Annotated in this window: 18 protein-coding genes, 1 tRNA gene and 1 pseudogene; 7 read left to right on the top strand and 13 right to left on the bottom strand. The window is 48.9% G+C overall.

Features of this window, described 5'->3' with window-relative positions; genetic code table 11:
- Nucleotides 1-553: DUF6261 family protein (locus JCM12259_RS16775; protein WP_025066371.1), on the top strand; the 553-nt coding region annotated here is incomplete at its 5' end.
- 157 nt (nt 554-710) lie between these two features.
- On the opposite strand, the pseudogene tamL reads toward JCM12259_RS16775, so the two are convergent.
- Both tamL and JCM12259_RS10060 read right to left on the bottom strand, forming a co-directional pair.
- Nucleotides 711-3,012, bottom strand: a pseudogene (gene tamL, locus JCM12259_RS14990) (translocation and assembly module lipoprotein TamL).
- Entirely contained in the window at nt 2,996-7,624 is a 4,629-nt protein-coding gene (locus tag JCM12259_RS10060; protein WP_025066370.1) for a translocation/assembly module TamB domain-containing protein, read from the bottom strand. Before JCM12259_RS10060 ends, tamL begins: the two are co-directional and overlap by 17 nt.
- A gap of 120 nt (nt 7,625-7,744) precedes the next feature.
- Here JCM12259_RS10060 and JCM12259_RS14985 point away from each other — a divergent pair, with 120 nt between their 5' ends.
- A complete protein-coding gene (locus JCM12259_RS14985) occupies nt 7,745-10,198 on the top strand; it encodes a porin family protein (RefSeq protein WP_081784194.1) in 2,454 nt (817 codons plus the stop codon).
- 98 nt (nt 10,199-10,296) lie between these two features.
- On the opposite strand, the gene JCM12259_RS10050 is transcribed toward JCM12259_RS14985, so the two are convergent.
- The 3 genes from JCM12259_RS10050 to JCM12259_RS10040 all read right to left on the bottom strand — a co-directional run bounded on the left by JCM12259_RS10050 (nt 10,297) and on the right by JCM12259_RS10040 (nt 12,484).
- Nucleotides 10,297-10,974 carry an RluA family pseudouridine synthase gene (locus JCM12259_RS10050; RefSeq protein WP_025066369.1) on the bottom strand — a complete coding sequence of 226 codons (678 nt, stop codon included), beginning with the start codon at nt 10,972-10,974 and terminating at the stop codon, nt 10,297-10,299.
- Nucleotides 10,975-11,104: 130 nt separating this feature from the next.
- Nucleotides 11,105-11,851, bottom strand: a complete 747-nt coding sequence (gene fabG, locus JCM12259_RS10045; protein ID WP_025066368.1) for a 3-oxoacyl-[acyl-carrier-protein] reductase — start codon at nt 11,849-11,851, stop codon at nt 11,105-11,107.
- Between the two features lie 39 nt (nt 11,852-11,890).
- On the bottom strand, nt 11,891-12,484 hold the full coding sequence (locus tag JCM12259_RS10040) for a TetR/AcrR family transcriptional regulator (RefSeq protein ID WP_025066367.1): 594 nt from the start codon (nt 12,482-12,484) through the stop codon (nt 11,891-11,893).
- A gap of 508 nt (nt 12,485-12,992) precedes the next feature.
- Between JCM12259_RS10040 and JCM12259_RS10030 the strand changes: the two genes are divergently transcribed.
- A tRNA-Met gene (locus JCM12259_RS10030) sits at nt 12,993-13,065 on the top strand.
- Between the two features lie 38 nt (nt 13,066-13,103).
- Here JCM12259_RS10030 and JCM12259_RS10025 read toward each other — a convergent pair.
- The 8 genes from JCM12259_RS10025 to JCM12259_RS09985 all read right to left on the bottom strand — a co-directional run bounded on the left by JCM12259_RS10025 (nt 13,104) and on the right by JCM12259_RS09985 (nt 19,481).
- Nucleotides 13,104-13,778, bottom strand: coding sequence for a GDSL-type esterase/lipase family protein (locus JCM12259_RS10025; protein WP_025066366.1), 675 nt, complete (start codon nt 13,776-13,778; stop codon nt 13,104-13,106).
- Nucleotides 13,779-14,786, bottom strand: coding sequence for a M48 family metallopeptidase (locus JCM12259_RS10020; RefSeq protein ID WP_025066365.1), 1,008 nt, complete (start codon nt 14,784-14,786; stop codon nt 13,779-13,781).
- A gap of 5 nt (nt 14,787-14,791) precedes the next feature.
- Nucleotides 14,792-15,355: a LemA family protein gene (locus JCM12259_RS10015; RefSeq protein WP_025066364.1), complete on the bottom strand. Its 564-nt coding sequence runs from the start codon at nt 15,353-15,355 to the stop codon at nt 14,792-14,794.
- Between the two features lie 105 nt (nt 15,356-15,460).
- Nucleotides 15,461-15,910 carry a lytic transglycosylase domain-containing protein gene (locus tag JCM12259_RS10010; RefSeq protein WP_025066363.1) on the bottom strand — a complete coding sequence of 150 codons (450 nt, stop codon included), beginning with the start codon at nt 15,908-15,910 and terminating at the stop codon, nt 15,461-15,463.
- A gap of 268 nt (nt 15,911-16,178) precedes the next feature.
- On the bottom strand, nt 16,179-16,994 hold the full coding sequence (locus JCM12259_RS10005) for an acyl-[acyl-carrier-protein] thioesterase (protein WP_051559333.1): 816 nt from the start codon (nt 16,992-16,994) through the stop codon (nt 16,179-16,181).
- Between the two features lie 44 nt (nt 16,995-17,038).
- Nucleotides 17,039-17,353, bottom strand: a complete 315-nt coding sequence (locus JCM12259_RS10000) for a helix-turn-helix domain-containing protein (protein ID WP_025066361.1) — start codon at nt 17,351-17,353, stop codon at nt 17,039-17,041.
- Nucleotides 17,354-17,355: 2 nt separating this feature from the next.
- Nucleotides 17,356-17,700 carry a type II toxin-antitoxin system RelE/ParE family toxin gene (locus JCM12259_RS09995; protein ID WP_025066360.1) on the bottom strand — a complete coding sequence of 115 codons (345 nt, stop codon included), beginning with the start codon at nt 17,698-17,700 and terminating at the stop codon, nt 17,356-17,358.
- A gap of 563 nt (nt 17,701-18,263) precedes the next feature.
- On the bottom strand, nt 18,264-19,481 hold the full coding sequence (locus tag JCM12259_RS09985) for an OmpA family protein (protein ID WP_025066359.1): 1,218 nt from the start codon (nt 19,479-19,481) through the stop codon (nt 18,264-18,266).
- Nucleotides 19,482-19,709: 228 nt separating this feature from the next.
- On the opposite strand from JCM12259_RS09985, the gene JCM12259_RS09980 reads away from it, so the two are divergent.
- The 4 genes from JCM12259_RS09980 to cobC are packed head-to-tail and all read left to right on the top strand — an operon-like array spanning nt 19,710 to nt 22,630.
- Complete coding sequence (locus JCM12259_RS09980; protein WP_025066358.1) at nt 19,710-20,264, top strand: bifunctional adenosylcobinamide kinase/adenosylcobinamide-phosphate guanylyltransferase; 555 nt, start codon at nt 19,710-19,712, stop codon at nt 20,262-20,264.
- Nucleotides 20,251-21,285, top strand: a complete 1,035-nt coding sequence (cobT, locus tag JCM12259_RS09975; protein WP_025066357.1) for a nicotinate-nucleotide--dimethylbenzimidazole phosphoribosyltransferase — start codon at nt 20,251-20,253, stop codon at nt 21,283-21,285. The genes JCM12259_RS09980 and cobT overlap by 14 nt, the downstream gene beginning before the upstream one ends.
- A complete protein-coding gene (locus tag JCM12259_RS09970) occupies nt 21,260-22,078 on the top strand; it encodes an adenosylcobinamide-GDP ribazoletransferase (RefSeq protein WP_025066356.1) in 819 nt (272 codons plus the stop codon). The genes cobT and JCM12259_RS09970 overlap by 26 nt, the downstream gene beginning before the upstream one ends.
- Nucleotides 22,079-22,090: 12 nt before the next feature.
- The gene (gene cobC / locus JCM12259_RS09965; RefSeq protein ID WP_025066355.1) at nt 22,091-22,630 is read left to right on the top strand and encodes an alpha-ribazole phosphatase; all 540 of its coding nucleotides are present in this window, start codon (nt 22,091-22,093) and stop codon (nt 22,628-22,630) included.
- Nucleotides 22,631-22,697 lie beyond the last annotated feature (67 nt).

The raw sequence follows: 22,697 nt of genomic DNA, 5'->3' as shown, positions 1-22,697 counted from the left end.
TCAGAATCTGATCACCGATCTGAACACGCCCGAAGCCAAATTAAGCGTCGGTCGCACGAATCTGCAAGGCGCCGTGGCCCGCCTCACAGCCGCCAACGCCGCCTTTGACAAATGCTTCCAGGCGCGATTTAAGAAAACGATCCCCACCGGCACGTTCGACATCAAAGCCCTACGCTCGGCCACCGACGCTGCCCTCAACGCCGTGCTCCGCCGCATCGATTCGCTCGATGACCTCGAACCCAGCGCCACCATCACTGCCCTCATCAGCGAATACAACGCCGTGGTCGACAATCGTCACACGTTGTTGGCCAACCGCGCGGCCACCAACAAAGCGCGCGCCGAGCGCCAGCTCGAAGCGCTCCGCAAAGAACTCGCCCCGTTGATCCGCAAATTCGAGGAATCCAACGGCATCGCCCCCAACGTCCTCGTCTTCACCGGAAAAACACAAGGTTCGGGTAAACAGAAAGCCTATGAGTTGGCGTACAGCACCGATCCGAAACGCACGCTGTGGGTTGTGCGCGAGAAGGATGAGCTGAAAGAAGTGAAAGAGTGAAAAGGGGAATTAAACCGGAAAGGGTGAGAAGATGGCTGGGGTAGCTTCTTTTCACCCTTTTTGATTTGCGTGTAATCTGTATGCGACTTGTGGGGCACTACTCGTATCGTTGTGGGGCACAGGTCGCATACTTCTTGTGAGGAGGTGAGGGAGTGCGTCAGAAGGGGTAGCCGATGGCGAGATGGAGACTCTGACCGTCTTTGAATGTTGAGATGTTGTAGAAGCCCGACTTATAGGGCACGTGAAGGCCGACACCCCAATCGACTCGGATGACAAAGTAGTCGAGGTCGTAACGCAGGCCTACGCCCGTGCCGAGTGCCATTTCGCGGGGCAGATTCTTCAACCGGAAGCTGCCGGCAGGGCGCTCGGCATAGTCGTGCAATGTCCACACATTGCCCGCATCGAGAAAGACGGCGCCATAGAGATTGCCAAACAGGCGGGGGCGATATTCGAGATTGAGCAGCAGCTTGATGTCGCCCGTCTGGTCGAGGTAAGAGTTGGATGTGGATGTGGGACTGAAAGCTCCGGGTCCGATGCTGCGCACGTTGAAAGCCCGGATGCTGTTGCTCCGCCCACGTAAAACTGTTCGCTGTAAGGAGCGCCTGTGGAGTTGGCGTAAGACCAGATGATGCCGGCGGCCACATGAGCCACGAGCTGTGTGTGGTCGCTCATCCGCCAGGTTTTCCGGAACTCGGTTTCGATCTTGAAGAATTGGGCATAGGGATTTTTGAATATCTGTTTGTCGCGCTCGTTCCATCGGTTGCCTGCCGCCAGATAGCCCAGCGACAAGATGTTGGCAGCTTCGCTCACGGTGGTTTGCCACCAGATGGGATTTCGCCGGTGGGCGGTGCTGGTGTAGATATAGCTGTAACGCATTTTGGGAATCATGACGTCGCGCATGGCCACTTTGAGATATGGATTGTTGTCCATGATTTGCTGGAACTCATCGGTGTGGCTCGTCATGTGATTATACTGCAAGGATAGGGGGCTGAACTGGTGGAGCGAGGTGGGCGAGGTTTGGAAGTTATAGGTGAGTTCGCCCGAAACGATATGGCGCTTGAAGTAGCCGGCGCGGTTGATGATGTCGGTCGATGCTTTGAGCAAGGTGGAGGGTGTGCTGAAAAAGTGATGTTGTTGCCAGAAGGGCAGCAGCAGACGAGGGAACTCCAACGAGGCTGATCCGCCGTACTCGTAAGAATGGAGCCGCGAGGAGGTGCCCTCGTCCGCATGGCCGGTCTGCCATTCGTATGATCCGTTGAGGCTGATGTCGAGTTTTTCGCCGCCGCGCAATGCGTTTCGTTTGCCGAAGCCCACGGTGATGCCCGGTCCCATCTTGCCGTTGGTTTTTCCGGTGTAATTGGTTTCTACGTAGAAGTCATAGCGCTTGTCGAAGACGCAACTCAGGTTGAGATCGAGCGTGTCGCAGTTGGCCGAGCTGTCGCGCGGCGTGAAATTGAAGTCGACCATCGTGTAGAGGCCCGTTCCGGTGATGTTGTTATAGGATTGGAGATAGTCGTCGTAACGATAGAGTTGTCCGGGGCGCAGTTTCACGCGGTGGAGGATGGCGCCGGGACGAATGGGGGAGCGGCGCCCGTTGAAGTGTACGGTGAGGGAGCGGCGCGTGAGGGAGTCTTTGAGCGGCTCCATGAACAGCCGTCGCAGGTTGAGATCCACCTTTCCGATATACCATTTTCGACGAGCGCGGGCAGGAGCGTTGTCGGTCATCAGCATTCGCAGTTGCACGCGGCCGCGTCGTGCCAGTGTGTCGGCCAGATAAGAGGCGTAGTTGGTTGATAATAGAAGTAGCCGTTGTTGCGCAGGAGCGTGCTGATGCGGTTGCGTTCGGCATCCAATGTGCTCGCATCAAAAGGGTCGCCGGTGTGTAGCTTGGCTTGTTGGGCTGTGGCATCAAGCAGACTGTCGATGGCGGGCGGGAAGTTTTCTCGCGTGATGGAGTCGAGTGTGAAGAGGTGGTTCATCGTGACCGTGTAACCGATTTTGGCTTTCTTCGGGTTGCGTGTGGGGACCGTCTCATAACCGACGGTGCCGCGGAAGTAACCGTGAGACCGCATGACCGACTGCGCCACCGATGCCCGCAGCGCCGGATTGACCCAACTCATCAGCACGGGAGGTTTGCCAAACGTTTTCGAGATCCAATGCCCCACTCCCGAGTCGGCACCCGAAAAGGCATTCCAGATCCATAGCCGGATCGGGAAAGGAGTGCGCACGTAGCTGCTTCCAAATAATGAGCCGTTGGGGGCACAGGCGAGTGCGGCTTCGAGTTCGGTTTTGGTGTCGTCGAAATGCTTGTTTGTTTCGGCATTCTGATACTTGATCTTGGATAAGCCGGTGTAGAGTTGGTCGCCGTCGGGCACAGCCTTGGTGGTTGAACAAGACATGAGCACAGAGACGACAGCGGTTATCAGGCCGATATATATGAGTCTATTGATTTGTTGCATGATTCTTCACTTTTATGGTGTCGTCAGGAACCGGGATCACCATGTCGGCTCGGTCTTTGAACCGGAACAAGTCTTTGAAGTGGCTGAGCTTGCGACGCCAGATGAATCCGACGCCATACTTGCCGATATCGCCCTCCAACCAGTCGTAGCTATCGCGGTTATAGAAGACCTGTAAATAGCGTGTGGAACCTTGATTGAGCCGGTATTCGAGCGACACGTTATTGAGAAACGTGTTGTCTTGGGCCGTTACGTCGTTACCCGTCGACACCTTGCCGCCGATGATGATCCGCAGTCGGTTGTTCCAAAAACGTTTTGAGAATTTAAAAGAATAGTCGGTGTGCATGTTGCCGCTGGCGTCGGTGACGTTGTCGAGACCGAAACTCAGATCGAGCGTACGCAGCGCACTCCCCGTGATATTGTTGATTTGGCTCTGCAAAAAGGCGCTTAGGGCATTGTTCATAGAGAATCCTTGGGTGTTGCCGTCAGCTAAATACATGCCCGTTGTGAGCATCGTCACAGCCAGTTTGCCGCGTTCTTCCTTGCTCATCGTATTGAGTTGGTTGGCCATTGCCATGTCTTGCGGGGCGTTGATAATAAATTCCAACCCCATGTCTTTGAGTGTTTTGGTGATCACTACGCCGCATTCGAAATCCACCACACGACTGTCTTTCTCTCCCGACGACACCGATGCTTTGGTGGTTTCGGTGGCTGTGATGTTGAGCTTAGGGTTCATCGCGTCGCCGAGGAACTCCACATAGCTGCCGTCGCGGATGGTGAATGTCTTCAAAGGTATCACGGGGAGCGAATACTTCATCTCTCCGTTGTTGAGGGTGTAGCGACCAGTCATGCGGAGTTGGTCCACCGGATTGTATTGCATACGCAGGTTTCCGCCGCCGATCAGGTCCACATAATTAGACTTATCGGCATTCAAGGCACAAAGAATATGGGCGTTTTCGTCGATCCCGATAGTGAGATCCATGTCCAGACCTGTGAGGGGCGGACGCTCGATGGTTTCTTGCGTGCTGTCTTTGAAGTCTGTAAACTTTACCAGATCATCCATCTGATTGTCAGTCGTCAGTGGTGAATCACGCAAGACATAGGTCAGATCCGTAGCGTCGAGCACATCCAATTTGCCTCGCATCTTCAAATTATCGATGAGGCCTCCCATACGTCCGAAGAAGTTGACATAGGCTTTCCCGTAAGCCTCCGACCTGTAATTCTCCTTCGCATCGATCAGAAGGAAATTCTGCGCACGCATCTTCACGTCGAGACTCATCTTATTCAGGTCCGAGAAATCAAAGTAACCTGCCACTGTCAGAGGGCTGGAGTTATGGGCATACATTTCGAAGTTCTCGAAGAGCAGATGACTTCCGACGATCCGAACAGGGTCGTTGTCGAAACGCATCTCTACACCGTAAGGCTCGCTCATGACATAAGCGGAATCCAAATACACCTCACCGTCCACCTGCGGCTTGCTCAAGGCGCCTTTCACGGTGAGTTTTCCTTCGCCCACTCCTTTGAATCCGATGAGCTGACGGGGAATGAAGCCATTGATGTAAGACAGTGGAAAGCGATTCAAATTGAGGTCGGCATCGAGGTGTCCGGCACCTTTCGACTGGTAAGTTCCTTCCAGCGTGGCCACTTCCTGACCGCTGCTCATCAGCGTTCCGTTGACATAATGGGTGCCGTCAGACTTCGGCATATAAACGAATTCGGTGCTGACATCGCCCATTCGGGTACCTTCATAGACCAACTTTTCAACTGAAATATCTGACGAAACAGATAGCTTGTCTCTCGTCTGAATAAGGTGGAAGTCGCCGTCCATCGTTCCTGAGATGTTCGGTGTGTAAGGAAGCACCGACAGAAGTTTGTCCAACACAAATCGGTTTAGGCTGACAGTGATGTCTTGCAAAGCCTCACGGTTTTTGTCATCGGTATAGATTTGGATTCCCGTTCCATCCGAAGCCGAGAGTCGTAAATCAGCAGACACGCGTCGATCATCACCTAAGAACACATAGTTGCTATCATTGACGCTGAATCGTTTGTAGCCTAAGATGGGGTCATCACCCATCAGGTGCAGCGCAATACCGTTGGATTCCATCGAACCCGACACGCCGATGCTCAATCCGAGCTTGTTTTTCGCATCATAAATCTTTGTTGTGAGACGCGTGCCTCGCTCATAAATGCCGCCCGATACGAGTGCATTGAATGTGTAATGAGGGTTGTCGGCGTTGTTTCTCACTTGTGCCTGATAAGTCATTGCATTGTCATTGGACAACAAACGAAGTCTGACGGTGTCGAGTTGGATGCTATCCACGATGAGCGAATCGATTTCCATGCGTCCGTTCAGGCCTGCAACGGGCGACGAATGCATGTCCAGCGAGATGCCGTTCAGCGCATAACCATATTTTTTCAGTATCCGACAGAAGAAGTTATGCCGTCCGCTGACCAGATAAATACGTGCATGGGGTAACCGCTCTCGCAATCGAATCTGATCGATATATTTGTCTTTCAGTTGCCGCCCAAGTTCGGCCAACAAATTGTTTCCTTGTTTGATCAGTTGCGTATAGCCGCCACGCGCATCCATATTCAGATGAAAATCGCCGCAATCTACGATGGCATGAGTGGTGTCGCGACGCGTAAAGACGTCCATCGTTACGTCTTCCGGTCGATAAGTCCGCACGTTATCGTGAATCGTAATATCGCTCACCGATCCCTTGATCATGTGATTTTCGCGCCGATTCGATGCCACATCCACATGCCCGCATAGTCCGACGGTCAGCGGCTGGTGTAAAATTCCCAAACGATAGAGGTCGACCCGTTTGAGATCCATACCCACAGTGGCGCGCAGCCGCTTGCTGTCGGTTAGGGCATCCAGACTGATCAAGCCCTTTACCAGGGTGTTGTCACTGTGAATGTCGGCATGAATCACTCCGTTACTCACAGCGGCACTCCCCGTGATATGGTCCAGATCATAGGCTCCGTAGCGGAATTTCAGCACGCGAGCCTGTGCATGTAAGCGTGTGCGAGGCGAAAAAATATCGGTTCCCGAGCCGCTCAGCGAAACGTTGCCCGTAAACGGATGCAACCTCATTCGCGGTAGGAAATGTTGCAAAGGAAAGGCGTTGATCGAGAGTTTGGCGCGATAAGCCATTCGCCTTGTATCTATCTGAGCATCAGCTTTTAAGTTGCCCCCTCCCTCAAAAGCCGTTAATTGCGTTGCAACGAAGCGTTGATTGACGTGCAACTTACCGTTAATTGCAAGGCCATTAGGCACATGTAGCAATGTCGTTAGCTTCCGATTGAGAAATGCTTCGGTCAGAAACCTGAGATTGAACGTATTGAGTTTGATGTCGGCATCGGCTTTCATGCGTTGCGGATTCAGCGGATCGACGGCATATCCTGTGGCTTTCAGTCGAAAGGCTGTGGGTAAAACGACCGACAGACCCGTGAAATCCACGCGTCGCAGATTGCCTCTCACCACGCCGTTGACGGCCAACGGATAGTTGGGCCAGCGTCGACGGAATTGCAGAGGCATGTCACTGAGAAAGCGCATCAGATCTTGCTTGCCAAACGAACCGTGCAATGTGGCGTTGATCTTGCCCGGATGCTCGTCGGCAAAGGCATCAAGATCCATATCGAAAGCGGCTGTGAGACTCGATTCGGGCGTGCGGAATTGAAGATCGGGTAGATATAGTCGCGTGGAATCCAAGGCTATCGGACCAGTCAATCGGGTCACTTCGATGCCGCTTTTTTCCCTGAATGAGCAGGCACGAAGATGCACGCGGAGTTGCGGATCGCTGTAAAACAACGAGTCGGCAGCCACTGTCACGCCTGTGAGCGAAACATGATTGAAATCCAATCCTTGGCTGTGTGGCTTGAAATTGTTGTCATAGCGCAGCCTGCCTTCGGCCCAATCGAAGCGTCGCACACGGTAAATGCCTTTGTCAAGATCGAAAAAACCGCCACCGGCCGTGGTCTTTCCCAAGTAGGCTTGCACTTGAAGCGTGTCGCCGGGAAAGTGAACGGTGACATCAGCACGGCTCACTGCGAGGTCGTCCACATAGATTTTCCAATATGTCTGACTCTTAGTGGTATCGGGTGGAACGGTGTCGCTCAATTCCACATGCACCTTGGCGCCGGCGAGTTCGGCCCGGTTCACCCGCAGAATTTCCTTTCCCAGATCGATGCCATGGCTCTTCACGCTCAGTCGGTCGACCGTTCCGCGAACGCGAACTTCATGAATCAAGTGGGCGGTATTGAGTTTGAGGCGATGAAATTCGAGTGCATCCACTTCCACCTTTTTATGCAACAACGGCCACAACTGCACGTCGACAACAATGCGTCCGACGTCGGCCACCGTGTCTTTCACCTGCGGAAGTGAATCGTTAGGGCGTATGACGCGCAGTCCTTCGATGCTGAGATCGAGCGGAAAAAGCAAACGCACACGCTCGACAGTGATTTCCGAGCCTGTTTTTTGGGCTGCATAAGTCGCCGTTTGCTTCACAGCCCAACGCTGAAAAGGCGGGAAATAAAGCAGCAGTGTAAGTATGATAAAAAGCAAAATCGGTGTAGCAATCGCAATTCCGAGCCCTTTTAGGATTCTCCTCATCAATATATCATTTGTTGATATGCAGTGCAAAGTAAGTGCTTTTTTACGAAAAAACGTTATATTCAAGTCTATTTTATCTTTCAAGCAATACTTTTTCGTTACTTTTGCAGATGATAAACTATGAGCCGAATGCACCGAACGATTCTGTTATTTACTCTTTTGCTGATTGCCGTTGCAAGTCGTTCGCAAGGGCAAAATGGGTTATCTGCATCGTCATTCCGCACGGATTCCACGGTGATGATCGGCGAAGTGGTTATCACAGCACGCACACCCGACGTGTTGTTAAAGGGTGATACCACTGTGATCAACGCCATGAACTTCAAGACTCCGACTGGTTCTTATCTCGAAACCTTGGTGAGTCGCATTCCCGGTCTGATCTACGACCGACAGAACAAGACGCTGACTTATCACGGGAAAAGCATCGAAAGCATCTGCGTCAATGGTCAGTCGTTTTTCAACAACGATATAGAGATCGCCTTGAAAAACCTTTCCGTGGAATTGATCAGCAAGATTAAGATTTACGATAAACGTGACGAACGGGAACGAATCACCCGTGTTCGCGCAAGCGGCAAGCATTATGTGCTCGACATTCAGACCAAAAGCGAGTTCAACGGCATGCTGCTTTCGCAAGCCAAAGCGGGTTTGGGGACCGATGACAAACAGCAACAGCTACTCTCATCCAATTATTTCCGACAGAACGGAGACAATATTTCGCTCTATGCCCAACGATCGAATGCCGAACAAACCGAGCGTTACAAAGGAAACATGTCTACTTTTCTGGGATTCAATTTCAATAAAAAAATGTTTGAGAAACTATCCTTCAACTGCGGTTTCAGCTATAACCATGCCAAGAACGGAAGCCTTTCCTCCTCTTATCAAGAACAATATTTCACTGCGGGAAATCGCTATCTGTCGCAGGCGGAAGATCGTTCTTCAACATCGCGAATGATTAGCGGTAATGCAAGTCTGCGTTGGGACGTCAGCGAAAGAGCATTAATGAGCGTGCGATTTGCACTTAATCGCAACGCAACTAACAGTCTTTCGTCGGACAATCGAGCAACTTTTGACGAGCCACCGATGCTTGATGCGCGCCATCCTTTTACCGAGTCGAAAAACTATAAACCCGAAAGTCTAATCAATGAAGTGCATGGCGACAACAAAGGGGATAGTCGATCGACCGATTACAGCATGGCGGTCAGCTTTGCCCAACGGCTCAACGAGCGCGGCACCAGTGTCTCTGTGGAAACGGGATACAGTCATTCCACTTCTCGTTCGAACGATTTCAACCGTTCGATCACTACGTATCATCGGTTACGTTCTGACTTGGGCGGTGACTCATTGCATCTGCTCGATCGCTATGCACAATCGCCTGTAAGTCGGAATCAAACCAGTGGTGAACTCGCTTTTAGTCAACCATTCGGCACAGATCTCTCTTTGCAACTCGCTTACAAGTTTTCTGCGAGTCGGGAATCGAGCGATCGCAACACTTTCGATCTCTCGTCGTTTTCCGATCGTCATGCCCCCATCGGCACTTTGCCTGCTCTTTATCGCCGAGGATTCATCGATAGTCTCAGCAATCACAGTCGGAGCACGGTTATGACGAATCAGTTGAAACTCACATTCTCTTACAATCACGATCCATTTCAGATCGAAGCAAATGTCATAATGTCGCCCGAACGGCGCAGCATCAGCCAAAACGAGGGGGCAATCAAAGCCGACACAACACTCCGGATGACTGTGTTCTCACCCGCATTGAATGTCAGTTGGGAACGAAATCAAGTTCGTCTCTCTGCCTCTTACGACGGATCGACTTCGCTGCCATCTCTTTTCAGTCTGCTGACACTCACCGATGACCGCGATCCACTTAATAAAACGCAAGGCAATCCTCATCTGCGCAGCACTTATTTACAGAGTATTCGTCTTGATGCAGACCTTGCACGGATCGGTTTTTCGGCCTCTGCCGAATGGCGAAACGAACTGAACAGTGTCACGCAAGACATTATTTACGATACGAAGACAGGCTCACGCACGGTCAGACCGGTCAATATCAACGGCAATTGGAGCACCGAAGGAGCGCTCCGTTACCAGCATTCTTTCGGACAATTCAATGTCAATGCGATGACGCAAGGCAATTACGCACAAGACGTCGCACTGCTGAACGCCGAGCGAAGTTACACCCGTAACGTTTCCATGCAATGTGACTTGCGCGGTAACTACGCTCCCAAGTGGGGTGGAATGGCATTACAAGCCTCGTGGAATATCAACCGTTCGGCCAACACACTGAATGATTCGCATGATCTGTTGCGCCATTATGCGGTTTCGGTTGATGCCTATACCACGCTATTCGATTGTCTTTCGCTTCGTACCAACACGGCTTACACGTTGCGAAACGGTACGAATGTGCGATGCGAAGACCGCTCGCAGATTGTTTGGGACGCCTCTGTGGAATGGCGTTTCTTACGTAAAAGACAACTCACATTGGGTTTTTCATGGAACGATATACTCAGTCAGCGCCGGAGTTATTCACGCACTACCGACCTGACAGGCTCAATGAGATTTACACGCCACAAATAGGTAGTTATGCACTTATCACATTGAGCTATAATCTCAATCGTATTTTGTCTAACTGAAAACGAATGGTTTCCATATTGTCAACGATCGATCGCGAAGCATCAATGATCAATCGGATAAAGCGCTTGCCACAATTTGTCATCGGGCAAGGGCGCAGTGACAGACACAGGAATGTGAGATACGGGATGAACAAACTCCACCCGACGCGATAAAAGAGAGATGCTGCCATCGGGATTACTGCGTTTTGCCCCATATTTCAAGTCTCCTTTGATGGGGCATCCGACGTTAGCCAACTGACAACGGATCTGATGATGACGGCCCGTAAGTAGTTGAATCTCCCACAAATAATAATTGTCACTGTGTCCAATGATGCGGTATCGCAACACGGCATGCTTAGAGCGCGGCACCTCGTGATCGTAAGCGTAACTCTTGTTTTGCTTCTCATTGCGCACCAACCAGTGTGTCAGCTCTCCTTCTTGATGATCGGGCGCATTACGGGTGATGGCCCAATATGTTTTATGTATATCCCCATCGCAAAACATTTTATTGAGACGCGACAAGGCTTTTGAGGTTTTTGCAAAGACAACCAAGCCCCAAACGGGTCGGTCTAATCGATGAACGACGCCCAAGAAAACATTACCGGGTTTGGCATAAGCCTCTTTCAAATAAGCTTTTACAGTCTCTGCGAGCGGCGTATCACCCGTTTTGTCTCCCTGCACGATCTCTCCGCTGCATTTGGAAACAATGATCACATGATTGTCTTCGTATTCAACGGTCATGTTTCAACGTGTTGAAAAGTGGATGAGGAATGTGGAGTGACACATGAGAAATTCATCATTCCGCATCTGTCATTCATCATTGCCGCAGGCAATCATTCCCCCATTCCTCACGCCACAATCGTCATTCAAATTACATATTCATACCGCCATCGACCTGAATCACCTGTCCGCTGATGTAGCTCGACAGATCCGAAGCTAAAAATACAGCACAATTGGCAATATCGTCTACTGTTCCGCCGCGACGGAGAGGGATTTTGTTCACCCATTCTTCACGCACTTTGTCGGACAACTGCTGTGTCATCGCCGTGTCGATAAAACCCGGGGCGATGGCATTGGCACGTATTCCTTTGGGACCCATCTCCTGACCCACGCTCTTGGCAAGGGCTATTAGTCCGGCTTTTGATGCTGCATAATTGGCTTGACCGGCATTACCGTGTACACCGACAACTGATGCCATGTTGATGATCGAGCCTCCGCGCTGACGCATCATCACTGGGACACAAGCGTGAATGAAGTTGAATGCACTCTTCAAATTGACTGCAATCACAGCATCCCACTGTGATTCGCTCATCCGAAGCATCAATCCGTCTTTTGTGATACCGGCATTATTGACCAGAATATCTATCGAACCGAATTCCTCTTTGACTGCTTTCACCACATTTTCAGTCTCTGCAAAGTCGGCCGCATTGCTGGCATAACCTTTCGCCTTCACGCCGAGCGCAGCGATTTCTGCCTCTGTTGCCTTGCCGTTTTCATCGATAACGAGATCGGTGAATGCAATATTTGCACCTTCAGCGGCAAATTTCAAGGCGATCGCCTTACCTATACCGCGCGCAGCACCTGTGATAAGTGCTGTCTTTCCTTCCAATAATTTCATGTCGTTTTTATGTTTAAAAATTGATGAGTCATGATCGATTTATTTCATACCAGCCTTTCCCAATGCGCCATAAACCACTTTGGCAACGAGCGGTTTGCTACTCTCCTCAGTGAGTCCGTGTCCCAATCGCCCATAGATGAACGGCACTTCCAGACCTTTGATACAATAGTGCGTGATGTCGGCCACCAATTCCACGTTGTCGATATCGAATTCTCCACTGGCTTTTCCCTCTGCATAAACCTTGCGAAAAAGCTCAATCTCGTCTTCATCGAAATTCTTTCGCACTTTTTCCACCATCCAAATGTTGCGGAAAAACTCTGCGCGCAGGTTACCATTGCGTACCACCGTCTCTTTAATCATGCTGAGATGGGTGTAGATCAATTCGATAATCTTCTCTTGCGGAGCAATCTTTTTAGCCGCCACTTCATCTAATTTGTCGCTGAGTCGTTCCAATTCCGACTCGATCACGGCGTAATACATGTCTTCTTTGCGATTAAAATAGGTGTAAAGCGTGCGTCGCCCCTTGCCCGAAGCAATCGCAATGTCGTTCATCGTGGTATTGGCAACCCCGTTTTTGGCGAACAACAGTCTTGCAACGTCTACTAATTTTTGTCTTGTTTGGGATATGGACATATGCTGATCCTCCATCTTTTGATCAAAGTGCACAGAATTTTAGCTGTGTACAAAAGTATCGATTTTATTTCGTTTGTGCAAATTTTGCATGCGATTTTACACGGATAATGATCAAGAAATTCGATTCATTGAGGAAAGAAAACGATCAATCTGATCTAACGAAAATAGCTGATTCGTTTCTCAATAGATCTTCTGAATCTGCTGCCGACCGACTGTTGATTCATAGATTGATAAACAGTTGAAAAGCAACAATATTTTGTTCCATTTGCAGGTAACGGTTAACTGCATGCCAACTAACCGTTCGTTGTACGTCAAATGACGATGAGTTGGTGTGTGATAAACGGTTAGTTACTTGGCAATCGACAGGTGGTTTCAAGATTTGATGAAGTTGATTCGCAAATTTTCATGTATGAATCAACTTTGATTCAAACTTTTTTGATATTTTCTTGGATAATTCAAATAAATGTCGTAACTTTGCACCCGCAAACAACGAATATGTTGATAACATCGCGGAGTGGAGCAGTTGGTAGCTCGCCAGGCTCATAACCTGGAGGTCGCATGTTCGAGTCCTGCCTCCGCAACTAATAAAAGCGCAGATCGTTTCTGCGCTTTTTGCTTTTTAATTCGATAGATATTTCCGCAGTTCGAATGCCCAAACTTTGTATCCGAAAGGCGAAAGATGAAGGCCGTCAACGGTCATGTCACGTCGCAATTCATAAGTTCCGTGACGCACAAATTTATGAAACAAATCGATGAAAGAGATTCCCTGCTGCTGACAATAGCTTTGCAGCAGGCGATTTATCTTAGGAATATCGGCCGTTTTGCCCTCCAATGTTTTCCACTTACCGTAAGTCTCGTTGATAGGCAGCAGACTTTGCACATAAAGGTGTGTGTGCGGCGCGTGTCGATGGATTCTGTCGATCACCTGTTTACATAAATCGAAAACCTGTATGGGCGTGAGATCATGGCTCAGATCATTGATTCCCACCATCAGAAAAATGGTTTTCGGTTTGCCCGGCAATATCTGGTCGAGACGGTGGAGAATGCCCATCGCATCATCGCCGGCAATACCTCGGTTGCGCACTCGGCGCCAACGAAGGAGGCGATTCCAGTCACCGCCGAATTCTGTGAGACTGTTTCCCAACATTACTACGTCTGTGCTGTCGATCTTACGCATGTTATTGAAGTCGGCAACACGTTCCCGATAATGCGATGTTGGTTGTGTTTGCTGGGCCGAAACATAGTTGGTCCACATGACCAAAGCCATGAACAGACCGATTCTCAATGCCTTCATTTAAAACTGTTCCAATATTTCGATTCTACGTTCTGTATCTGGATGCGTACTGAAAAGCGAATCCATAAATCCCAACAAACCCGTAGACATTTCGTCGGGATGAATGATAAAAAGTTGCGCAACATCTTCGCGCCCCACCTGATCGAGGCCTGGATCGCGTGAAATCTTCCTTAATGCCGAAGCCAAAGCTAACGGATTGCCGCACAATTCGGCACCGCCCGCATCGGCCATATACTCTCGTCGGCGCGAGATAGCAAATCGAGTGAGCAACGTAAAGAAGTAAGCCACAGCGCAACAAACCAATCCGATGAGCATCACAACGATGATTCCGGCTCCGTTATTGCCCGATTTGCTGTTCGATCGACGGTTCCCGCCACCGAAAATAAACATGTTATACAAGATGCGAACAATCAAACTCATCACCGTGGAGACGATTCCCACGAAGATGATGCTTGTTATCAGCAGGCGCGTATCATGATTGCGGATATGTGTGAGTTCGTGACCGAGAACGCCGGCAAGTTCTTCATCCGTAAGCAAATCAAGCAAACCAGTGGTTACTGTGACTGTATAACTGTTCTTATCGATGCCGCTCGCGAAAGCGTTTAGCTGTGGATCGTCCACGACATTGATCTTAGGCATATCCATGTTACACGTCATACAGAGGTTTTCAATGATGTTATAAACACGCGGATTCTCTTTTCGCGAAAGCGGACGAGCACCGGTAGCCTGCCGAATCATTGCTGTATTGGTGAAGAAAGCAATGATGAACCACAGCAACACACCGCCAATCACCCAGGGAATAGCAGTGAGAAAATAGCTGTTTACGACTTGCACATCCAGTTTATGAACTGCTTCGCCATATTCATCATAATACGATACGCCCGCAAAATCAATCAAAGCGAGGAATGCCCAGACTGTTGCCAGTATGATTACAGGGAACAACAGCAGCAACAATAAGCTGAGCTGATTGTTGCGTTGTATCTGGGTTTGCATTCCGACGTATTTCATTCTGCTTAGAATTTCACCTCAGGAGCTTTGTCGAGAGCGGCCCGTTCTTCTTTGGGAACATCAAACATCGGTTCTGTGTGGAAGCCAAACATCCGTGCAAAGAGATTTGACGGGAATGTTTGCACGGCGTTGTTGAGTTCTCGTGTGGCTGAATTGAAGAAGCGACGAACGGCTGCCAGCTTGTTCTCTATATCTGAAATCTCGCCTTGCAATTGCAAAAAGTTCTGATTGGCTTTCAATTCCGGATAAGCTTCCAACGATACTCGAAGTCCTGCCAAAGCACTTGTCAAAGCGTTTTCGGTATTCACTTTATCGTTGATTGCAGTTGCATTCATTGCTGCTGCACGTGCTTCGGTCACGCGTTGAAACACTTCTTTCTCATGATCAGCATAACCTTTGACCGTAGCTACGAGTTGCGGAACGAGATCGTGGCGTTGTTTGAGCTGCACATCAATATTGGCAAAGGCATTCTCACGATTGTTTCTGAGCTTCACCAAATTATTATACATGCCGACCATCCATACGATTAGCAAGATGGCTACAATTAAAATGATGATCCAAGTATTCATATTCAATAATCTTTTAATGATTTATACGACAAAGATAATGTAAAAGTCAGAGTCCGACAACGTTTTTCTACATTTTTAATTCATCTTTGCCTCGTTACTCAATTTTCATGCAGCACCGAGCGCTTTCATTACTTTCTCGAAATATCTTTGCGTTCGTTTCACGCTGTAATTCAATCCGCCGTTCCAAGCTCGGATTGCTTTTTCAATGTCGTTCAGCGGATTATGCATTGACTGAATCAGTAAAAACATTTCCTTTGATTTTGCAATGCTGAATCGATCAGACAGATTAAACCGCTTCTTCGACTTCTTTTTTCTAAGAATCTGATTGCATTCTGCAACCAAAACCGGGGTGATTTGCATCGCTCCCACTGATTTTCCGTTGGTGGCACGACTATTTCCGTTGCTTTCCACCTTGATGATTGCGTCCATCACTGGGCTCCAATCCATCTTGTTTGAGTTTGTTTCGTTCGCTCCGTTGTTGTCGGCAAAAACCGAACTGGGATTGAACAATAAAATTGTAAAGATTAAAAATACAACTCTTGCTATTCTCTCCATAATTGATTGTTTATGGAACCTGAGTATCCTTAAATCATTATATACTCGCGACCACGGCCTTATGAGAATGAATTGGCACGATAGTCTCAGTCCCGTTAGATACAACGAGGACAACCTTTTCACAACAAAAGAAATGCGTTATCCTTTTACTTATCGGGTGCAAAGGTACGAAAAATAATCCGTTTGACCAAATCTTATCTTTTGAGCGAGCCTCCGACAAGGTTCGTTTTTTAACATTTCATCCGTTTTTCATTCGTATTTAGGCCCCTCAAAGTAGGTCATTTTTAACGAAAACGACCTTGCTTCGGCACAGTTCTATAGCCTCGTCGCTATCCGATTCGGTTTTCATCACCCGCACGCAAAATTCATTCGGGGCTGTTTGTTCACGATAGAAGCTCAACCGATCGCCACCGTGTCCCTCGGCGACATAGGCAATCTCAAACCGACCGATGCGATGGTTGCGGTGCCAATCGAGATCCCATAGATCGAGAACGTGCTCAATATATTTCACGCTATTAATGTGTCCGTTGACATCCACATCGCTATACCCTGTATCGATGGTGCATACAAACGTGGCGGCATCGGTCATTTTCACACGCGACGGTGGGTTGATAGGGCACGCTTTGTCAGTTTCCACATATTTCAGTATGTCTCCGTTGTGCACGCTCAACAGGTCGGCGGGCTGCCGCGTATCGGTGTCTATCATCGCCCAAATGCTACGTCCGTAACCCAATATGTGTCCGGTGGCAGAGTCTTCTATCTTGAAATTGCGGTGCGTGAAGTATCGCAACGCGTCCTTCACCCATGTTTCGACAGCCAACCGAGTATAAGCTACGGGCATTTCTTTCATTTCGATGACCAGCCTTGACAACACCCACGTGCGATGAATGGTGTTGAGAAAGTGCATTCCGAAGCCTCTTTCATTGGAATGGAAGTCGGCCGCGTTGAGCAAATGGTTGCCCAGATGACCCATAAAGAGGCGATCGGTGAAATCGCAGTGGAATGGTTCGGCTAAGAATTCATATCGCCCCACTTTGCTGTGGGCATTTTCCTGCGTGCCCTCTGTGGTTAACAGCTGTTTCATATTCGTTTCTCCCATCGTGATGCTATGTTTGTGCAAAGGATGCTCTACCAAAGAGCCACCCTGCCAATGCCTTTGACTTCAAGAGCGGCACTGATTCCCATGGCCTTAAATGCCCGTACAATGGTGGCAAAAGTCAGATTGCGGCCACCCTCGATCCTTGATACTTGCGCTTTTTTTACGCCCATGAGTTCACCCAACTGATCCTGAGTGAGATTACGAGACCGACGTGCTTTCCTGATAGTTTCACCCATTAGAAAGGAATGAATGTCTGCTTCGTATTGATCACGCGCTGTGGTTCCCTGCTTGCCGAGCACTTTGTCAAGCACTTCTTCGTGTGTATATAATTTTTCTTGTGCCATGGTTATCTATTTTTGTTTTTAAAATACTCTTCTCGTTTTACCTCTGCTTTGGCAATCTCTTTCTGTGGAGTCCGTCGTGTTTTCTTGCTAATGCCATGCGTGGCGATGACCAAAGTCTCTGCTTCTGTGTCCCAAAAGGCAAACAACCGATATGCCATGCCATTGTAAAGCGTGCGAAACTCCCAGATTTCAGTATCGCCAAGTTTTTTAAACAGATTATTGTCGAGTACATACATGCTCTTGCCAATCGTGTACATCACTTTGGCTTGAGCCTTTTGAGGCAGTTGATTTAAAAAATCAAGAGCTTCTTCCATGTACGCAACTTTAAATCTTGCTTCTTGATTCATATGATATTTATGTTGCAAAGATAAGAAAAAGTTTCCATATATGTAACCTTTTCCTCTGGTTTCTATTCTAAATTCTTGGTGGAGTGGAGTCTCTTTGAGATATTATACGGGTAAAATTTAAATGAATATCTTCAATTTAAAGCTTTTGAAAGCGGATATCATTATGACAAACAAAATCGTCATTTCAGTAATCGGACAGTGATAATTCCGGATCAACAAGCTGTTGCCTCACTTTCCCGTACGCACCTTGCGACGAATCGTCAACTTTCTTTTGTTGATTCATCAATGCTTCTCCTATTCCTTTTCCATACCCCTGCAAAGATAAACAGATTTTATCAAATGTGCGACAAGTTCTTAGCCTGATCGCATTTGACCGTTAATCAGCGTGTGATTAACGGTCAATTGCAAAACAATTAACGGTCACTTGCACTGCAAGTAACCGTTAATCATAAGGCGTAATCGACTTCATGTCGATTCCTGTTGTCTCATTCACAATCCATCATGATGGATTGTGCTGACAAGCATCATGGTGACTTGTGAGTGAGACAGGATGAATTACAATTCTATTTGTCGGTTTTCGAACCATCGTTGAATGTAGCAACGCGGTTGAATTCCACCTCTTCGAAGAGTTTGTCGGTGGCTCCCATGCCTCTGGTTGTCAATCGGCTGGCAGAAATCTTATACTTTTTCACGAGTGCATCCTTCACTGCTTCGGCGCGATCCTCAGACAGTTTTTGGTTGATTTCCTTGCTACCCTCGGGCGAAGCATAACCGCGAATCTCCACGTGTGCACCTCTGTGCTTGCGCATGTATTGAGCAATCATTTCGATGGAAGCATACTGTGCGGGATCGATCACGCTCTTGCCCTGACGGAAAATAACCGTAGGCTGCAAGTTGGTGGCCGTTGCCGGCTTCACATATTTGGGCTTGCGGTTGCATGCATCGAGTGCATCTTGCAAGTCGCCGATCTTCCGATCCTTAGCGGCCAACGCTGCATCTTTGTCGTTGAGACTGTTGCGCAGCTTGTTGATTTTAGCATTGAGACCGTCGATTTCGGCCTGATCACGGCCTGTTGCATAGGCAAAGTTATGGGTGCCGTTGCTGTTTCCGAACTTGTAAACAATGCCGGCATTGAGCTGTGCATAACCGTGATTGATATTGTAAGCCACCTTAGAATGGCCGAGTGCAACAACATCGTCGGCAACGGCATCGTTCAAACCCCAGATGAATGCAGGCTCGATGTAAATCTGCCAAGCCTTATCTTCGCCGAGATTAAAAACGAAATCCAATGCGATCTTGGATGTCAGGTTGTCGCCTTTCTTACCAATGGAAACGAGACGACCCATGTTGTCATACTCACGATAAGCGTAATTGAAACCGCGATTACCGAAAGCGTGTCCCCAACCGAAACCACCGAGGGCGATCACTTCAAACGCACGAGGCTCGCCTTGGTAGCCGCCGAACCAGTTGCTGAGGTTAACGGTTCCCAACAGAGACGTGTTTAGGAAGCGAACAGCCGTTCCTGTGGATTTGAAAGGTTTGTTGGAGAAATACGCATTGCTCTCAACAGCCAGACCGAAAACCGGTGTGAAATAACGACCGATGCGCAAACCTGCGTTGGGATTGAGGTCACCCATCCAGCTATGACCGGTTGCTTTGGTGGCTAAACCGCCATTCACGCCAATGTAGAAATTGTCGAATGTCTTGCTCTCTTTCACTGTTTGAGCAGAAATAGATGTTGCCAACCATGCGGCAAAACACATCAAAAATACTTTTTTCATTCTCTCTAAAAATTAAATATTATACAATCAAAAGTTCTTATTAATGCTTTTTTGATGGCGCAAAGTAATAAAATAATCCTTGAACAGCCAAACAAAATCCTTGAAAAGGCATGTTTTGCAACACATTTACAGACGTTTTTAACAATAAAATAGTCTTTTCTGACCGTGAAAAATAAAAAATAGAAAGCCTCGAAGCCTGCTTTATCAACTTTTTATTATCTTCGCAAAATGAAACAAATTATCCTCATCACAGGCGGGCAACGCTCAGGAAAGAGTGCGTTTGCAGAACGATTGGCGCTCAGATTATCGCCAACGCCTGTCTATTTGGCCACAGCCCGCATCTGGGATGATGAGTTTCGCGAACGTGTCAGGCATCACCAAGCACGGCGAGGAACCTGTTGGACAAACATCGAGGAGGATAAATGGTTGAGTCGGCACAACCTGCATCACCAGGTGGTGGTGATCGATTGCATCACGCTTTGGTGCACCAATTTCTTTTACGACAGGTTGGAAATCGGCGGAGAATTGCCAGATACGGATGCGGCACTGCATGAAATAGAGGCCGAATTTGACCGTTTTACAGCACAGGAAGCTACATTTATCTTTGTGACCAATGAGATCGGAAGCGGTGGGGTGAGCACAAACGCCGTGCAACGCCGATTCACCGACTTAGAGGGATGGATGAATCAATATGTCGCCCAGCGTGCCGATGAAGTGATACTCATGGTGTCGGGAATTCCCCTAACCATCAAAACGAATGAGCGGAAAGATGAGAGCATTTGATATTCAACGTCCCGACACATCGTTGCGAACGGCTATTCAGAATAAGATTGACAATCTCAACAAACCTCGCGGATCACTGGGCGTGCTCGAAGATGTAGCGATGCAAATCTGTTTGGTGCAACACACGTTGTCGCCCGAATTGCATCGGCCTTGCCATTTGTTATTGGCCGGTGATCACGGCATTGAAAACGAGGGCGTGAGTGTGTCTCCGCGGGTTGTCACTTGGCAGCAGATGGTAAACTTCACACATGGTGGTGGCGGCGTAAATATGTTTTGCCGACAACACGGATTCAAGCTGATACTTGTGGATATGGGTGTTGATTATGATCTCACGGCTTATCCTGCGATTCTGAATCGTAAAATTGCGAGGGGCACACAGAATTTCATTTACGGGCCGGCTATGTCGCACATGCAATTTGATCAAGCCATCGAAACGGGAGCATCGCTTGTGGATGACTGTCACAAAGAGGGCTGCAATCTCCTTTGTATCGGTGAAATGGGTATTGGGAATACGTCGCCTTCCAGCATTTGGATGAGTTTGTTGGGCGGCATCCCATTATCGGAATGTGTCGGAACGGGTGCCGGACTCAATGCCGAAGGGCTTCGCCACAAACACGATGTCCTACAACGTGCAATGGCATCGGCCCGTTGTGAAACGACAGAAGAGATCATCCGACACTTCGGCGGATTCGAGATGGTGGGCGCCATCGGGGCTATGCTGCGTGCGGCCGAACTCGGAATGCTTATTATAATCGACGGGTTCATCATGTCGGCCTGCGTTTTTGCTGCTTCCAAACTCTATCCGCAGGTGCTCGATTACGCCATCTTCGGGCACTGTGGGGACGAGAGCGGACATCGACGATTGCTGCAATTGATGAACGCACAACCATTACTTGAACTAAGACTCAGACTCGGCGAGGGAACGGGTGCACTCTGTGCTTATCCTATCATAAACAGCGCCGTGCGGATGATGAATGAAATGAACAACTTCAAAGATGCGAAAATCGATAAATACTTTTAAATGGTACGACCGTCCTTGGGCCGCACTGATTTTCTTCACACGCCTACCTTGGTGGCGAATTTATCAGCCGCCGAAAGACTGTTACAGGTCGGTGGTGGAATACTGGCCGCTTACGGGTTGGCTCACTGCCATCTGCACGGCCGTTACGCTATATTTCGGCACGATGCTCTTTCCTTATTCTGTCAGCGTGATTCTGGCCCTCGTGGTGCGTATTCTGCTCACGGGAGCGCTGCACGAAGACGGCCTGGCCGACTTCATCGACGGTTTCGGCGGAGGCGGAAACGATCGGCAGCGCATTCTCGACATGATGAAAGACTCGCGTATCGGCACTTACGGCGTTTTAGGATTGGTCGTCTATGAAGTGCTGTTGGCTGCTACACTCATTTCGATGCCGCCTTTTGTCGCCGCAATCGCTATCTTGGCAGCCGACCCATTCTCAAAAATGGTCGCCGGACAAATCGTGATGATGATGCCCTATGCACGTCACGAAGAAGAGGCAAAATCAAAAATCATCTACCGATCGATCAATGTCCGTGCAGGAATAGGCCTGGCCGTGCAAGGTCTGTTGCCGCTCGTACCGCTGTTTTATTTCATCGGCGACGCACTGAGATGGGAACTCGTAGTGTTCGTTCCGTGCATCGTGATGTATATTCTCTATCTGCTTATTTGGCGGCGGCTACGAGGATACACCGGTGATTGTTGCGGCGCCCTGTTTCTGTTGATCGAACTGAGCTTTTATCTCAACATCCTTGCACAGACAAACGGGAAAATTCTACCGAATCTTTTATTTTAAACGATATACACAATGGAAGTAGTTCTCATCAGACATACCAGTGTCGACGTTCCCAAAGGCACGTGTTACGGATGGTCGGACGTGCCCGTAGCTGAAACTTTTGAGCAGGAAGCCGCCGAAACCAAGGCACAACTCGCTGCCTATACACCTTTCGATGCCGTCTTCTCTTCGCCCTTGACGCGTGCCCGCAAATTGGCTGCATTCTGCGGATATGCCCACCCCGAAGTCGACGACAGACTCAAAGAGATGTATATGGGTGACTGGGAGATGCAGCGATACGATGAAATCGAGGATGGAGGCCTGCAACGATGGTATGATGACTATATGCATTTGGCAGCGACCAACGGTGAGAGTTTTCCGATCTTATACGCCCGTGTGGCTGCCTTTCTCAATGAACTGAAAAGCCGCCCGTATCGTCGAGTGGCCGTTTTTGCGCATGGCGGCGTACTGATTTGTGCCGGAATCTACGGCGGTTTGTTCTCTCCCGATCATGCCTTCGAGCATCTCGCGCCTTATGGCGGCATCGAAGTGATCCATTATTCTGATGATTAGCGCCATCAGATATGAATCTTTTGTCTCGTCGCCCGGTGTTTTTGCGTGAAAAACTAATTTTTTGCCT

Source organism: Hoylesella enoeca JCM 12259 (assembly GCF_000613405.1).
Classification (GTDB): Bacteria; Bacteroidota; Bacteroidia; order Bacteroidales; family Bacteroidaceae; genus Prevotella; species Prevotella enoeca.
The sequence above is the reverse complement of the archived record's forward strand: the minus strand, read 5'-3'. Positions and strand labels throughout refer to the sequence as shown.

Excerpts from the sequence above, each read along its gene's own strand:
- JCM12259_RS10060 (WP_025066370.1), bottom strand. The coding sequence starts at position 7,624 with ATGAGGAGAATCCTAAAAGGGCTCGGAATTGCGATTGCTACACCGATT.
- JCM12259_RS14985 (WP_081784194.1), top strand. The coding sequence starts at position 7,745 with ATGAGCCGAATGCACCGAACGATTCTGTTATTTACTCTTTTGCTGATT.
- JCM12259_RS10050 (WP_025066369.1), bottom strand. The coding sequence starts at position 10,974 with ATGACCGTTGAATACGAAGACAATCATGTGATCATTGTTTCCAAATGC.
- fabG (WP_025066368.1), bottom strand. The coding sequence starts at position 11,851 with ATGAAATTATTGGAAGGAAAGACAGCACTTATCACAGGTGCTGCGCGC.
- JCM12259_RS10040 (WP_025066367.1), bottom strand. The coding sequence starts at position 12,484 with ATGTCCATATCCCAAACAAGACAAAAATTAGTAGACGTTGCAAGACTG.
- JCM12259_RS10025 (WP_025066366.1), bottom strand. The coding sequence starts at position 13,778 with ATGAAGGCATTGAGAATCGGTCTGTTCATGGCTTTGGTCATGTGGACC.
- JCM12259_RS10020 (WP_025066365.1), bottom strand. The coding sequence starts at position 14,786 with ATGAAATACGTCGGAATGCAAACCCAGATACAACGCAACAATCAGCTC.
- JCM12259_RS10015 (WP_025066364.1), bottom strand. The coding sequence starts at position 15,355 with ATGAATACTTGGATCATCATTTTAATTGTAGCCATCTTGCTAATCGTA.
- JCM12259_RS10010 (WP_025066363.1), bottom strand. The coding sequence starts at position 15,910 with ATGGAGAGAATAGCAAGAGTTGTATTTTTAATCTTTACAATTTTATTG.
- JCM12259_RS10005 (WP_051559333.1), bottom strand. The coding sequence starts at position 16,994 with ATGAAACAGCTGTTAACCACAGAGGGCACGCAGGAAAATGCCCACAGC.
- JCM12259_RS10000 (WP_025066361.1), bottom strand. The coding sequence starts at position 17,353 with ATGGCACAAGAAAAATTATATACACACGAAGAAGTGCTTGACAAAGTG.
- JCM12259_RS09995 (WP_025066360.1), bottom strand. The coding sequence starts at position 17,700 with ATGAATCAAGAAGCAAGATTTAAAGTTGCGTACATGGAAGAAGCTCTT.
- JCM12259_RS09985 (WP_025066359.1), bottom strand. The coding sequence starts at position 19,481 with ATGAAAAAAGTATTTTTGATGTGTTTTGCCGCATGGTTGGCAACATCT.
- JCM12259_RS09980 (WP_025066358.1), top strand. The coding sequence starts at position 19,710 with ATGAAACAAATTATCCTCATCACAGGCGGGCAACGCTCAGGAAAGAGT.
- cobT (WP_025066357.1), top strand. The coding sequence starts at position 20,251 with ATGAGAGCATTTGATATTCAACGTCCCGACACATCGTTGCGAACGGCT.
- JCM12259_RS09970 (WP_025066356.1), top strand. The coding sequence starts at position 21,260 with ATGCGAAAATCGATAAATACTTTTAAATGGTACGACCGTCCTTGGGCC.
- cobC (WP_025066355.1), top strand. The coding sequence starts at position 22,091 with ATGGAAGTAGTTCTCATCAGACATACCAGTGTCGACGTTCCCAAAGGC.